Source organism: Mesorhizobium sp. 01N446 (genome assembly GCF_056399285.1).
In genome coordinates, this window is the sequence record NZ_JBFTRA010000039.1 from 1 (window position 1) to 530 (window position 530).

Below are 530 nucleotides of genomic sequence, written 5' to 3' on the forward strand. Positions count from 1 at the left end.
GCTGCTTCCGCGCCGGCGGTCAAACCGATGTCGGACGATCAGGTGCTGAAGCTGTTCGAGCAGGGCTCCTACGACCTCATCCCGCACGACAATATGCGCAAGACCATTGCGCGCCGCCTGGTCGAGGCAAAATCCACCATTCCGCATTTTTAYCTSACGCTCGACTGCGAGCTCGACGCGCTCCTGGCATTGCGCACGCAGATCAATGCCGCGGCACCCATGAAGAAGACCGACAAGGGCGAGGCGCCAGCCTACAAGCTGTCGGTCAACGAYATGGTCATCAAGGCGATGGCTTTGGCATTGAAGGCGGTGCCGGATGCCAATGCCTCATGGACAGAAAGTGCCATGGTCAAGCACAAGCACGCCGATGTCGGTGTTGCCGTCTCGATCCCCGGTGGCCTGATCACGCCGATCATTCGGCATGCGGACGAAAAGACGCTGTCGACCATCTCCAACGAGATGAAGGATCTGGCCAGCCGCGCCCGCAGCCGCAAGCTGAAGCCGGAAGAATATCAGGGCGGCACGACAGC

The 530-nt window shown here is 60.5% G+C and carries 1 protein-coding gene; it reads left to right on the forward strand.

What is annotated here, in order from left to right; genetic code table 11:
* On the forward strand, nucleotides 1-530 hold a 530-nt coding region (locus AC1DPX_RS35115; protein WP_477242602.1), incomplete at both ends, for a 2-oxo acid dehydrogenase subunit E2.